Here is a 13,376-nt window from a genome sequence, read left to right on the forward strand (position 1 = left end):
CGACATCGCTCCGAATCACCCTCTCCCCCGCCCCTCTCCCATCGAGGGAGAGGGGAAGAGCGATACCGCAGCGGCCGTGCAGGTCCCGCCGGTCTCAGCGAACGAGCTTGGCCACTGACGCCAGCGGCAGGAACAGTTGCAGTGGCGACGATGCGAGTGGCAGGAAACCGTGGTGTCGATAGAACGCGACGGCCTGCTCGTCTTTCGCATCGACCACCATCGCGTAGGCGCCGATCTCAGACTGGGCAACCCGCACCAGCGCGTCGGCGAGCAGCGCGCCGCCGAGGCCGCCGCCCTGCGCATCGCGTGCGATCGCGAGTCGACCCAGGCGCACGACCGGCACCGTCGGATAGCGCGGCAGCTTGCCCGCAAGCCGGGGCGGCAAGTCGCCCAGAGCGACACTTGCGGACGCCAGCGTGTAGTAGCCAAGCACCGCATCCTCCCGGTCCACCGCTACGAAGCAGACGGTGACGCGGCGGCGTTCGTCCTGGGTGACCTGTTCGTGGAAGTAGCGATCCGGCGCGGTCACACCACACGTGAATTGCGTGCGGTCGTGGCCTGCATCGAGCCGACGGACGCGGAGCGAACCGGTATTCAAGTCGGGGACACGAGCTTGCGGCGTCGGGCGAAGGCGCGCTTCATCGCGGCGGTGGGCGCCGCGGGCGCGAGCAGGGCCTTGGCGAAGCGTTCCTGATCGGCGCAATGTACGGCCGATTGCCGTACAGGTACAGCGGTGCGATCAGGTCCAGCAGGGCAACCACGGGGGGTTGCCCCTACGAGAGATCGCCGCGCAGCAACACGTACTGAAACGACTGCGTCGTGCCGAACGGCGTCGGGTGTTGTTCGCGGGCGTCGGCGACAGGGCGGAAGTGCGGGGCGAATTCGGCGGCGAGCGCGGCGGCGTCGTAGCGGCAGACCGGCAGGCCGCTGCAGCGTTCGGGGCCGTCGAGGGCGAAGGTGGCGATCAGCAGGTGCCCGCCCGGACGCAGGCTGCGCGCGGCTTGCGCGACATAGGCGCGGCGCTGCGCGGGATCGGTCAGGAAATGGAACACGGCGCGGTCGTGCCAGAGCGCGTAGCACGCGGTGGGCAACGCCAGCGTGGTGATGTCGCCGGGCAGGAAGCGCACGGCGTGCTGCAGTTGCGGCGTCAGCGACGCGATCCGCGCGCGACTGTGATCGAGCGCCGCGTCCGCGAGGTCGTTCACCGTCACATCACGCAGACCGCGCGCGAGCAAGTCGTCGACCAGGGTCGATGTACCCGCGCCGACATCCAGGATGGGCGCGTCGGGTGCGAGCGCGATTGCGTCGATGAACTCGAGCGAACGGTCCAGATGCGGCCGAAACCAGCTGACCACGTCGCTGGCCTTGGTCGTGTACACCTGCTGCCAATGCGTGGCGTCGCCCATCCTCGTCCTCGCTGTCGTTGAAGCGCGAGGATAACGGCGCCTGCGCACTCGCTCACAGTGGCCCATTCACAGACTGATAGACTTGCCGCCCGCTCCGGAGGATGTCGATGCTCCCCGCCCTCGCCTTGGGCCTGCAGATGGGCCTGACCACCGCGACGCCGATGCCGGCGGCGCTGGTCTCGATCGGGCAGCATTCGCAATTCGAGCTCGACCGCTACACCCGCCAGATCGAGCAGGACGGCGGTTGGTGGCTGGAGATGGAGAACCGCCTGCTGGTCGTGGCGCCGCCGACGCGGCTGCCGGACTTGCTCGCCGGGCTGAAGGTCGAGCAGGACTTGGGTTGGTTGCGCCCGGACGATTTGGCGCTGCAGACGCGCGCCTGCGGCGTCGAGGAAGGCCCGCAGCTGCCGGCGATCGCCGACACCGGCCGCTTCGCCCTGGTGCGCACGCCCGCCACGTGGCTGCCGTACAAGTCTCCGGAAGTGTCCGAGTGGCGCCCGGTGGTGCCGAACCGCAGCATCACCAAGGACCTGAAAGCACGCGGTCTGATGGCGATGGCCAAGGGTGTGGCCGACCCGGAAATCCAGTTGCGCGTCGATGCGGTCGATCCCGATCGCTGGTTCGCGGCGCTGTCGAGTCTGGCCAGTTTCGATCGCTCCTCCTACGGCGCGCAACCCAACCCCGGCATCGACCAGGCCCGCGACTGGCTGATCGGCGAGTTCTCGGCGCTCGGCCTGCAGGTCACGACGCAGGACTTTCAGGTCGGCAGCACCAGCTTCCACGTCGACAACGTGATCGCGCGGCGCACCGGTTCGCTGTATCCCAACGAGTGGATCGTGGTCGGCGGTCACTACGACTCGCGCCAGGGGTCGATTTCGGTGCCGACGCAAACGCCGGGCGCCGAGGACAATGCTTCGGGTTGCGCCGGTGTGCTCGAAGCCGCGCGCGTGTTCACCCAGTTCCCGCCGCAGCGGACCATGATCTTCGTCTGCTTCGCCGGCGAGGAGCAGGGCCTGCACGGCGGCAGTGCCTACGCGCAGTCGCTGCAGACCAGCGGTGACCTGGCCAAGGTCGATCTGGCGGTGATCATGGACATGATCGGCTACTCCGGCGACAGCGATCTCGATGTGCTGCTGGAAAGCTCGGCGGCACTGTCGCCGGTATTCACCCCGTTCCTGAACATGGCCGCGACCTACACCCCGCAGTTGCGACTGGTGCAGGACACCAGCCCCTGCTGCTCCGACCACATGCCCTTCATCAGCCGCTCGGTGCCCGCGCTGCTGACCATCGAGAACGACTGGAATGCCTACGCGCATTACCACCAGACCACCGACCTGCCCGCCAACATCACCCGCGCGCTGGAAATGGGCGGCGGAATCTTGAAGATGAATATCGCGGTGCTGGCCGATGCCGCCGGTTTCGAGGCACCGATCCTGCGCGACGGATTCGAGTGAACCCGGCCACGGTACGGCACTGATGCTTTCGGCCCTGACCCTCGGCCTGCAGATGGGCCTGACCACGGCGCTGCCGATGCCGGCCGCCATCGTTGCGCTCGATGCCACGCCGCAGTTCGAGCTGGATGCCTACACGACGCAGATCGAAGCGCGTGGCGGCTGGTGGCTGGAGCTCGATGATCGACTGCTGGTGGCTGCTCCCGCGACGGTATTGCCCGAGTTGATCGCGGGCCGACGCGTGCTCGACGAGCTCGGCTGGATCCAGCCCGACGAGCTGGCGTTGCAGGCGCGTGGTTGCACCATCCATCCGAGCGCACCGCTGCCGGCGATCGCGCGCGCCGGGCGCTACACCCTGGTGCGCGCACCGGCGACGCTGCTGCCGTATCGCCTGCCGGAAATCTCGGAGTGGCGACCGGTGGTGCCGAACCGCAGCATCGCCCAGGACTGGCGATCGCGCGGCAGCCTCGCGCTGGCCAAGCGTGCGGCGAATCCGGAGGTACAGCAGCGCGTCGATGAGGTCGACCGAGAGCGCTGGTTCGGCGTGCTTGAACATCTGGCGACCTACGACCGCTCCAGTCGCCATGCCGACATCGCCAACGCCCGCGAGTGGCTGCTCGGCAAGTTCGTTAGCCTCCGGCTGCAGACTTCCACACATGCGTTCACGATGTCGGGCACGGTGGTGCCGCAGGTCAATGTGATCGGCACCCTCACCGGCACCACGTGGCCCGATGAGTGGATCATCGTCGGCGCGCACTACGACTCGATCCAGTCGAATGCCGCGAGCGCTACCGCCGCACCCGGAGCCGAGGACAACGCTTCCGGCTGCGCCGCCGTGGTCGAGATGGCCGAGGTGTTCACGCGCTTTCCGCCGCAGCGCTCGATGCTGTTCACCTGTTTTTCCGGCGAGGAGCAGGGCCTGATCGGCAGCACGCGCTGGGTCGAGGACGCGCTGCTTCCCGGCGGTCACCTGCCAAAGATCAAGCTGGCGCTGATCATGGACATGATCGGCTACTCGACCGACAGCCAGCTCGACGTGTTGCTGGAGACCTCGTCGGCGTTGTCCTCGGTGTTCCCGCCATTCCAGAGCGCGGTCGCCGACTACGCCAGCGAGCTGGTGCCGCACACTTCGACCAATCCGTTCGGCTCCGACCACATGCCCTTCATCAACCGCAGCGTGCCCTCGCTGCTGGTGATCGAATACGACTACGACGACTACCCGGGCTACCACCGCACCAACGACCTTCCGGCCACCATCAGCCACGCGCTCGACATGGGCGGCGGCGTGCTGAAGATGAATGCGGCGGTGCTGACCGAGGCCGCGGGTTACAGCAGCAACGGCTTGTTCGGCAACAGCTTCGAGGACTGATCAGAACACCGGGGTTTCGTCGGCGAGCGCGTCTTTCGGGCCGCCGACGATGCGCAGCGTGTGCTGGTAGCCGCGGTCGATGGCGTGGAAGTAGCTCTGCCACTCGAGCAACCCGATGTCGGCCAGCGGCGGCTGGATCAATAGCGTCGACTGCGCGCGCGCACTCGCGGTCTGCGCGCCGGAGTTGATCATGCCGGCGCGCAAGAGGATCTCGCGCAGGCGCGGGCGCTTGTAGCCGGCACGATCTTCCATCCACAGTTTCCAGGCCGGTGGCAGCTGGTACTCGTCGTCGCCGGCAGCGAGCGCGTGGTCGCCGCCGATGTCGACCGCGATCACTTCACCGCGATGGGTGAGTCGCATCAGATCGACCGGCAGGTTGTTGACCACGCCGCCATCGACGAACACCTGGCCGGCGCGGAACACCGGCGGCAGCAGACCCGGGATCGCCACCGAAGCGCGCACCGCCTGCCACAGCAGTCCTTCGCGATGGACATGCGCCTCGCCGCGCGTGAGGTTCGCCGAGACGCAGAAGAACGGCAGCGGCAGGTCCTCGATCTCGAGTTCGCCGTAGGTTTCGCGCAACAGTCGCGCGACTTTGCGCCCGGACACGATCGAGACCAGCGGCAAGGTGTAGTCGGACAGCGGATTGGTGTCGTAGAAGGCGTGGCGGAAACGCTCGGTCATCTCTTCGATCGACCACTCCGCGGCAACGCCGGCGCCGATCACCGCCCCGATCGAGGTGCCACCGATGCTGTCGATCTCCATGCCCGCCTCGCGCAGCGCCTTGACCACGCCGATGTGCGCGAAGCCGCGCGCGCCGCCGCCGGACAGCACCAGCGCCAGGCTCTGGCCGCCGATGGTTCGGGCCAGGCGCGCGCAATCGGGCTGGTGGCGCAGGTGGTGGATCGCCGCGCGCGGACAGAAGGCATGCCAGCGACGCGCGGCGCCCGGACGCGCGGGACCATCGTGCTCGATCACCAGGAACTGACGCCGCTCGACGGCTTCGTCGGTCGCATCCGGCCACACTGCATCGAGCGTGGGAGACTCGTCGGCGCGCACCACGAACAACAACGCGTCGGCCTGGCGCCGGCACTGGTCGCGCCACTCGGAGTTCATGCCGTCGCCGACGTACAAGACGAAGCGCGAGGCGTGTTCGATCGCGTGATAATGCCCGGCGTCGTGCCCGGCATCCTCGGCGCGCAACACGCGCACCGACCCGAAGCGCAGCAACTCCTGCGCGAGCATCGCGGCGAAACCGGCCAGGACCACCCCCGGCGAATGCGGCAACAAAGCCAGTGTGCGCGGTGCCGCGCCGTGCGGCTGCAATTCGCCCTGGCGCCGCAACGCCAGTCGCGCCAGCCCGAGCAGCGCCTGCGGAAAGCCCTCGGCGAGCAACTCCAGATGCGCCGCCGGCAGCCGGATCAGCTCCGAATCGCGCAGCGCTCGCACCGTCGCCGAGCGCGGCCGCGAGATCAGTACACCGAGTTCACCCACCGACTCCCCGGCCATGATCTGCCCGACCGCGTGGCTGATGCCGCGGCCATCTCGCTGAAACGCGGCGAGGCTACCGTTGACCAGCAGGTACACCGCGTCCGAGGCCTCACCCTCGAAGAACAGCGCCTCGCCACCGGCGACGCTGCGCCAACTGCACCCCGCCGCCAGCAACTCGCGCGCCTGCACTGGCAAGGTCGCAAACCACGGCACCTGGCCGAACAGTTCGACGAATCGGCGTTGCTCGCGCGGGTCAAGGCTCATGGCGGAATGCTACGCCAAGCGGCGGGAGCAGCGGCTATCCTATCGCGGCAGCGGATGGACCTTGCTGGGTGAAGCAATGACTTCCAGATCGAGTGTGCGCTATCGGAGCCGGGGAGTACCGGCGTCGATCTCCGCCGTGCGGGCGATCTTTCGGGAAGATCGGATGCTCAAGGCGCACTCAGACTACGTTCTGGCGAAAGCGGGAGATCTCCATGCGGCAATCCGGCTGGTCGGCGATCTCGCCGCACCGTTGCGATCGAGCATGGGGTCGTTCGACCCGAGCACGATCTTTGTTGCACCACACGCGAAGGAATCCACGGGCGACAACGCGATCCCGATCGTCCTGTCGGCCTATCTGGCCGAACACTGTCAGGCGCTGCTTGACGACGAAATCGTGCAGGTCAATCGCGTCTTTCACACCGGAGCCGACGCCATGGAGCGATTGATCGCCCCGGCAGAGTTCGAGGGTGAAGTGGTACCAGACGGGCGGTACGTGATCGTCGACGACGTCATGACCCTCGGCGGCACCATTGCCGACCTGGCTTCGTACATCCAGACGAATGGCGGCAACGTCATTGGCGTAGTCACGTTGGTCGATGCATCTCGCTCTGGTAGCCTTCTGTGCAAGGCTAGGATCCTGCGTGAAATCGAGAAGAGGTTTGGAGATGAAGTCCGCCAGCAGTTCGGCATCGAGCCGAACGCACTCACAGCAGAGGAAGCCGGCTACCTCATTGGTTTCCGATCGGCTGAAGAAATCCGAGGTCGCGCAGCTAAGGCAGCAGAAGAAAGACGCAGGCGCCTACGCTCGAAGGGCATTCGCGTCGATGAAGTAGACGACTCTCCGGCCCCGCCCCGCGCGGGGCCGGGTCGTCTTGCCCGGTGAGAACCATGACCGCTTGCAACCCGCTGCTGCGCGACGACGAGTTCGTCGCCTATTCCGCGATCAGCCCCGAGCATGTGTTGCCGGCGGTACGGACGCGGATAGCGCGCTACCGCGAGCGCATCGAGGCGCTGGTCGCCGACGCCGGGCCGCATCGCTTCGACGCGTTGATGCTGGATTGGGAGGAATGCGAGGACGCGCTCAATCGCTGTTTCGCGCCGGTCGGACACTTGCACGGCGTGTGCGATACGCCCGAATTGCGCGCCGTGTATGGCGAGGCGATCGAGCTGCTGACCGATTTCGGCAGCGAGATCGGCCAGCACGCGGGGCTGTGCGCGGCGGTACGGGCGATCCGCGCGCGCGACGACTTCGAGCAACTGCCTGCGCCCGCGCGCAAGCTGGTCGAGGATGCCCTGCTCGATTTCCGCCTCGCCGGTGTCGACTTGCCCGCGCAGCAGCAGCGGCGCCACCGCACGATCGAGACCGCGTTGTCGCGACTCGCGACCGAGTTCGAGCAAGCGGTGCTGGATGCGACCGAAGCCTGGACGCTGGACTTGCCCGCGGGCGACGTTCGCCTCGCCGGCCTGCCCGACTCGGCGCTGGCCTTGCTGCGCCAGGCGGCGCAGGAGGCAGGCGTCCCGGACTTGCGCATCACCCTGCAGGCGCCGGTCTACCAGGCGCTGATGCTGCACGCCGACGACCGCGCGCTGCGCGAGCTTGTCTACACCGCCTACCAGACGCGCGCTTCCGACCAGGGGCCATATGCCGGCCGCTTCGACAACGGTGAGCGCATCGAGCGCATTCTGGCCTTGCGCCACGAGGCAGCGCAGTTGCTCGGCTTTGGCAACGCCGCCGAGGAATCGCTGGCGACCAAGATGGCCGAGACCCCGAAGCGCGTACTGCACTTCCTCCAGCAGCTCGCCGAACGCGCCAAGCCGGTGGCCGAGCGCGAGATCGCCGAGCTGGCGGCGTTCGCGCGCGCGCGCCTCGGCATCGAGACGCTGCAGCCCTGGGATCTGGCCTACGCCAGCGAGAAGCTGCGCATCGAGCGCTATGCGTTGAGCGAGGAGGAACTCAAACCGTACTTCCCGCTGGAGCGGGTCATGGCCGGTCTGTACGCGCTGACCGAGCGCGTGTTTGGCGTGCGGCTGGTGGAGCGCAGCGGCGTCGACTTGTGGCATCGCGACGCCCGTTGTTTCGACTTGATCGACGCCCACGGCGAAGCCTTCGCCGTGGTCTTCCTCGATCTGTTTGCGCGCAGTGGCAAGCGCGGCGGCGCCTGGATGGATGTGGCACGCTCGCGCAAGCGCATCGGCGAACTGCAGCGTCCAATGGCATTCCTGACCTGCAACTTCGCGCCGCCGAGCGCGGAGCTGCCGAGCCTGCTCACGCACGACGATGTGCTCACCCTGTTCCACGAGTTCGGCCACGGCCTGCACCATCTGCTGACCGAGATCGACTACCCGAGCCTCGCCGGCATCGAAGGCGTGGAATGGGACGCGGTCGAGCTGCCGAGCCAGTTCCTGGAGAACTTCGGCTGGCACCGCGAAACGCTGGATCTGGTCGCCGCGCACTGGCGCAGTGGCGAGGCGCTGCCGGACTCCCTGTTCCAGCGCATGCTCGCGGCGCGGCACTTCCAGGCCGGCCTGTTCCTGGTGCGCCAGCTCGAGTTCGCGCTGTTCGATTTCCGCCTGCACCTCGACTACGACCCTGCCCGCGGCGGGCGCGTGCTGGAGACGTTGGCCGCAGTACGCGCCGAGGTGGCGGTGCTGCAGCCACCACCGTGGCAACGTTTCGCCAACAGCTTCACCCACGTGTTTGCCGGCGGCTATGGTGCGGGCTATTACAGCTACCTGTGGGCTGAAGTGCTGTCGGCGGATGCGTTCGCGCGCTTCGAGGCCGAGGGCATCCTCAACCCCGACACCGGCCGCGCCTTCCGCGACGAAGTGCTCGCAGTCGGCGGCGCGCGCCCGGCGCTGCAGAGTTTCGTCGCATTCCGCGGCCGCGAACCCGATCCGGCGGCGCTACTGCGCAGCTACGGTCTCGCGGCGTGACGCGCAGCGCCCGGTGGGCGTAGGCTAGCGGTGGGCAGCAGGGGCAGGCATGGCCGCAGCAGCGATCGCCGAAAACGAAGCCGAGCGCTTGGCGGCGCTGGTCGCGACCGGCTTGCTCGACAGCGAGCACGAGGCGGTATTCGACGCGATCGTGACGCTGGCCGCCACCATCTGCGGCGTGCCGATCGCAGCAATCAGCCTGATCGACCGCGACCGCCAGTGGTTCAAGGCCAGCGTCGGGCTCGACGTCAGCGAAACCCCGCGCGAGGATGCGTTCTGCGCCCATACCATCCTGCGTCCGGAAGCGATGGAGATCGGTGACGCCTGCGCCGATGAGCGGTTCCGCGACAACCGGCTGGTGCTCGGCGAGCCGCTCATTCGCTTCTACGCCGGCGTGCCGCTTCGCACCGGCGAGGGCCTGGCGCTCGGTGCGCTGTGCGTCATCGATCGTGAACCGCGGCAGCTGGACGAGGCGCAGCGGCGCTCTCTGCAGCAACTGGCGCAGGTGGTCGAGCGCCTGTTCGCGGCGCGCGTGCAGGCCTTGCGCCAGCAGCAGTTCATCGTCCGCATCACCGACGCGATGCCAGCGCTGATCCTGTACCTGGACCACGAGGAACGCGTGCGCTTTGCCAACGCAGAGCTCGGCCGCCGCGCCGGCGGCGAGGCCGCACGCGTGCTGGGTTGGACCTTTCGAAAGGTCTGCGGACCCGGCTTGTACGCGCGCATCGAGTCGCAACTGCGGCGTGCGCAGGCCGGGGAGGATGTCGACTTCGAGGGCAGCGAACGACTCGGTGGCCGGCTCGTGCACTATCACAACCACTATCTGCCGGACCGGGACGACCAGGGCCGTGTGCGCGGCGTGTTCGCACTGAGCTTCGACGTCAGCGAGCAACGCGAAGCCGAGCTCGCCGCACGTCGCGCCGAGCGACGGCTGCAGCTGATCGCCGACAACCTGCCCGGGGCCATTTCGATCATCGACCGTGATCACGTCTATCGCTTCAACAGCGCCGAGTACGAGCGCGCACTTGGCAAGCCGCTGGCGATGATCACCGACCACAGCGTGCGCGAGGTGCATGGCGATGCGGTCTACGCGCAGGTGCGGCCGCACCTCGAGCGGGCCCTGGCCGGCGAGCGCAGCAACTTCGAGCTGGTCTTGCCGAGTGCCGGCGGCGCGCGATTCCTGCGTGGCACCTATGTGCCCAAGCGCGACGACGACGGCAGCGTCGTGGGCGTGTTCGGGCTGATCCTCGACCAGACCGAGCTGAAGCAGGCCGAGGATCGGCTGCGGCAGATGGCGGAGCACGACGCGCTCACCGGCCTGATCAACCGCTATCGCTTGTACGAGGAGATTGCCGCCTCGGCAGCGCGCGCGCGCCGTCACGGCGGTGCGCGCGCGCTGCTGTACCTGGATATCGACAAGTTCAAGGCGATCAATGACCGCCATGGACATGCCGGTGGCGACGCGGTGCTGGTCGAGTTCTCGCGCCGGCTGAAGACTGCGGTGCGTGCCACCGATACCGTTGCGCGTTTGGCTGGCGACGAGTTCGTGATCCTGCTCGAAGACGTGGCCGCCATCGCCAACGCGACCCATGTCGCCGAGACCGTGGTCGCGGCGATGCAGCCGCCGGTGTCATGGAACGGCTTCGAGATCGCCGTCGGCACCAGCATCGGCATCGCCTTCTGCGAAGATGCTGGCGAAGAGGCCGACGCCTGGCTTCACCGTGCTGATGAGGCGCTGTACGCGGCCAAGGCCGCCGGTCGCGACACCTGGCGCGTTGCCGATGGCTGAGCCGGCTTCGCGGCGGCGGCGTCCCGGACTATGCTTGATCCATCGACCCGCCGGAGGACTCCATGTTCGAAGCACCGCAACTTGTCGATGACCTGAACGTCTCCCTCGCCCGCTACGCGGTGTTCGGACATCCGGTGGCGCACTCGAAATCGCCGCTGATCCATCGCGCGTTCGCGCACCAGCTCGGAATCGCGCTGCGCTATGACGCCATCGATGCCGCGCCCGGAACGCTGGCCGCGGCGCTGTCGCGTTTCGTTGGCGAGGCGGCGTCGGCGCCAGCGTCACGCTGCCGCTGAAGGCCGAGGCGTTCGCGCTGGCCAAGGCCTGCAGCGCACGCGCCAAGCGGCTCGGCGTGGCGAACACGCTGGCCTGGCATGGCGACCACTGGTTCGCCGACAACACCGATGGCGAGGGACTGATCCGCGACCTGGGCGAACGCCACCGCATCGACCTGCGTGGGCGGCGCGTGCTGATGGTCGGCGCCGGCGGAGCCGCCCAGGGCGTGCTGCCGGCGCTGCTCGACGCCGGGGTCAGCAAGGTCACCCTCAGCAATCGCGATCCGCAGCGTGCGGACCAGTTGTGCGACTGGATCGGCGACCCGGCGCGGGTGCAGACCTGGTACCTCGACGACCTGCGTCGCGCCGGCGACTTCGACGCGGTGATCAATGCCACCAGCGCCGGCCAGTACGGCCAGGCGCTGGACCTGCCCTTCACCATCGCCAACCCGCGCACGCTCGCCTACGACCTCAGCTACGGCAAGGCCGCGACCGCGTTCCTGGCCTGGGCGCGGGCGGCAGGGTGCGCATATGCGCTGGATGGCATTGGCATGCTGGTCGAGCAGGCCGCAGCGGCTTTCGAGCTCTGGCATGGCGACCGCCCCGACACCGAGCCGGTCTATCGGCAGCTGCAGCAGGACGCCACCGCGTGAACGAGCGCCCGTCGATCCTGTTCCACTTCGCGGCCCGCCGCGATTGGGCGGACGCACAGGTGCACGAGGAATACCGGGCGCCCTCGCTGGCAAGCGAGGGCTTCATCCACTGCGCCACGCGCGCGCAGATCCCGGGCGTGATCCGCCGCCACCTGCAGGGTCGCAGCGACCTCGTGCGCCTCACCCTCGACGCCACGCGACTGGAACCCTGGCTGCGCTACGAGTGGAGCGATGCCAGTCGCGACGAATATCCGCACGTCCATGGCCCGATCCCGATGACGGCGGTAATCGCGGTCGAACTGTTCGATCCGACCGACGCCCAATACGGTGGATGAACCGCTGCGACCCGATGGTCGCGGCGGTTGGCAGTGCCGCACCGCTTGCGCCGCCTGCTGCTCCGCGCCCTCGATCTCGACGCCGATGCCCGGCCACCCGCACGGCAAGCCCGCGGGCACTCCCTGCGCAAACCTGTTGCCCGACCTGCGCTGCGCCTTGTTCGGGCGCCCAGAGAGGCCGCCGGTCTGCAGCAGCCTGCGCCCGCAGCCGGAAATGTGCGGCGACGGACGCGCCGCAGCGCTGGCGCATCTCGATGCATTGGAGCGGGCGACCTCGACCGGCGGCGCTGCACCCGGAGCAGCGGTGTGCTAGCGTGTGGCCACGAAAGTTATAACCGGAGCCCGCCATGGCCATCGAAGCCCTCACCATCCGCGCCATCGGCAATTCCAGCGGCGTGCTGCTGCCCAAGGAACTGCTGGAACTGCTGAACGTGAAGCAGGGCGACAAACTGTTCGTCACGCGCACGCCGAAAGGCGTCACGCTGACGCCATACGACGGGGATGCAGCCGGCCAGATGGAAACCTTGCGCGAGGTCATGCGAGATCGCCGCAACCTGCTGCGAGAGCTGGCCAAGTGACGATGAACTGGCGTTGGTTTTCGCGCGAACTGGTCATCTTGGCGCACGACGAACAGCTCGTCGAACATGGCGGTGCGGCGGGCTTGAGGGACTCCGGGCTGCTCGACTCGGCTCTTGCCAGGCCGCAGCAATTGGCTGCCTACGGCGACCCCGACCTGTTCGGTCTGGCGGCGGCTTACGCATTCGGAATTGCGCGCAACCATCCCTTCGTCGATGGCAACAAGCGCACGGCCTTCCTCTTGGCCGAGGGCTTCGTTCGGCTTCACGGACAACGGCTGCTCGCGACCGACGAACAGTCGCTGCTTGCCATGCTGCAGCTCGCCGCCGGCGACATCGACCAGGACGGCTTCGCCGCCTGGCTGCGCCAGCACGCGACCGCCGCCAGTCGCTAAGCCCTTGTCCAACTTGTCTTTGCCGGGCCGCTCCGGTATAAAGCCCGCCCCTTTGGTGCCGGCATCCCCGGCAGGCGTGCCGCACGGGGCCGCCTGGCAACACCATCCTTTCCCGAATCCGTGCGACTGCTTCTCAGCATCGGGGCCGATATCGTCTGGGCTACAGGCGTGATGCCGTAAATCGAGGTGTGCAATGGCGAAGGTTTGCCAAGTCACCGGTAAGGGCGTGCTTACCGGAAACAACGTTTCCCACGCGAACAACAGAACCCGTCGTCGCTGGTTGCCGAATCTGCACGAGCGCCGCTTCTGGGTCGCTTCGGAAAACCGCTGGGTGAAGCTCAAGGTCTCGACCAATGCGCTGCGCACCATCGACAAGAACGGCATCGACGCCGTGCTCGCTGACCTGCGCGCACGCGGCGAAAAGGTTTGAGGAGAACTG

13 protein-coding genes and 2 pseudogenes are annotated in these 13,376 nt (G+C 67.8%); 11 read left to right on the plus strand and 4 right to left on the minus strand.

Going from position 1 to position 13,376, the window contains the following annotated elements:
* Nucleotides 1-94: 94 nt before the first annotated feature.
* The 3 genes and pseudogenes from IPG63_05635 to IPG63_05645 form a co-directional block, all read right to left on the minus strand.
* Nucleotides 95-598, minus strand: a complete 504-nt coding sequence (locus IPG63_05635; protein ID MBK6726734.1) for a GNAT family N-acetyltransferase — start codon at nucleotides 596-598, stop codon at nucleotides 95-97.
* Nucleotides 595-699 (minus strand): annotated as a pseudogene (locus IPG63_05640) (DUF1778 domain-containing protein). Before IPG63_05640 ends, IPG63_05635 begins: the two are co-directional and overlap by 4 nt.
* A 74-nt stretch (nucleotides 700-773) precedes the next feature.
* Nucleotides 774-1,406, minus strand: a complete 633-nt coding sequence (locus IPG63_05645; protein ID MBK6726735.1) for a class I SAM-dependent methyltransferase — start codon at nucleotides 1,404-1,406, stop codon at nucleotides 774-776.
* A 107-nt stretch (nucleotides 1,407-1,513) separates the two neighbouring features.
* Between IPG63_05645 and IPG63_05650 the strand changes: the two genes are divergently transcribed.
* Together IPG63_05650 and IPG63_05655 are read left to right on the plus strand one after the other, a co-directional pair.
* Nucleotides 1,514-2,860, plus strand: coding sequence for a Zn-dependent exopeptidase M28 (locus IPG63_05650; GenBank protein MBK6726736.1), 1,347 nt, complete (start codon nucleotides 1,514-1,516; stop codon nucleotides 2,858-2,860).
* A 22-nt stretch (nucleotides 2,861-2,882) separates the two neighbouring features.
* The gene (locus IPG63_05655; protein MBK6726737.1) at nucleotides 2,883-4,226 is read left to right on the plus strand and encodes a M28 family peptidase; all 1,344 of its coding nucleotides are present in this window, start codon (nucleotides 2,883-2,885) and stop codon (nucleotides 4,224-4,226) included.
* On the opposite strand, the gene IPG63_05660 is transcribed toward IPG63_05655, so the two are convergent.
* Complete coding sequence (locus IPG63_05660; protein ID MBK6726738.1) at nucleotides 4,227-5,981, minus strand: patatin-like phospholipase family protein; 1,755 nt, start codon at nucleotides 5,979-5,981, stop codon at nucleotides 4,227-4,229.
* 163 nt (nucleotides 5,982-6,144) lie between these two features.
* Here IPG63_05660 and IPG63_05665 point away from each other — a divergent pair, with 163 nt between their 5' ends.
* The 9 genes and pseudogenes from IPG63_05665 to rpmB all read left to right on the plus strand — a co-directional run bounded on the left by IPG63_05665 (nucleotide 6,145) and on the right by rpmB (nucleotide 13,367).
* Nucleotides 6,145-6,864, plus strand: coding sequence for a phosphoribosyltransferase (locus IPG63_05665; GenBank protein ID MBK6726739.1), 720 nt, complete (start codon nucleotides 6,145-6,147; stop codon nucleotides 6,862-6,864).
* A 5-nt stretch (nucleotides 6,865-6,869) separates the two neighbouring features.
* Nucleotides 6,870-8,915, plus strand: a complete 2,046-nt coding sequence (locus IPG63_05670; protein ID MBK6726740.1) for a M3 family metallopeptidase — start codon at nucleotides 6,870-6,872, stop codon at nucleotides 8,913-8,915.
* Nucleotides 8,916-8,964: 49 nt separating this feature from the next.
* A complete protein-coding gene (locus IPG63_05675) occupies nucleotides 8,965-10,704 on the plus strand; it encodes a diguanylate cyclase (GenBank protein ID MBK6726741.1) in 1,740 nt (579 codons plus the stop codon).
* Between the two features lie 62 nt (nucleotides 10,705-10,766).
* Nucleotides 10,767-11,632: pseudogene (gene aroE, locus IPG63_05680) on the plus strand (shikimate dehydrogenase).
* On the plus strand, nucleotides 11,629-11,967 hold the full coding sequence (locus tag IPG63_05685) for a DUF952 domain-containing protein (GenBank protein ID MBK6726742.1): 339 nt from the start codon (nucleotides 11,629-11,631) through the stop codon (nucleotides 11,965-11,967). The pseudogene aroE and the gene IPG63_05685 overlap by 4 nt, the downstream one beginning before the upstream one ends.
* A 4-nt stretch (nucleotides 11,968-11,971) precedes the next feature.
* A complete protein-coding gene (locus IPG63_05690; GenBank protein ID MBK6726743.1) occupies nucleotides 11,972-12,280 on the plus strand; it encodes a YkgJ family cysteine cluster protein in 309 nt (102 codons plus the stop codon).
* Between the two features lie 34 nt (nucleotides 12,281-12,314).
* Entirely contained in the window at nucleotides 12,315-12,545 is a 231-nt protein-coding gene (locus IPG63_05695) for an AbrB/MazE/SpoVT family DNA-binding domain-containing protein (protein MBK6726744.1), read from the plus strand.
* A 2-nt stretch (nucleotides 12,546-12,547) separates the two neighbouring features.
* Entirely contained in the window at nucleotides 12,548-12,937 is a 390-nt protein-coding gene (locus IPG63_05700; GenBank protein ID MBK6726745.1) for a type II toxin-antitoxin system death-on-curing family toxin, read from the plus strand.
* Nucleotides 12,938-13,130: 193 nt separating this feature from the next.
* A complete protein-coding gene (gene rpmB, locus IPG63_05705; GenBank protein ID MBK6726746.1) occupies nucleotides 13,131-13,367 on the plus strand; it encodes a 50S ribosomal protein L28 in 237 nt (78 codons plus the stop codon).
* Nucleotides 13,368-13,376: the final 9 nt, after the last annotated feature.

Source organism: Lysobacterales bacterium (genome assembly GCA_016703225.1).
Taxonomy (GTDB): Bacteria; Pseudomonadota; Gammaproteobacteria; order Xanthomonadales; family Ahniellaceae; genus JADKHK01.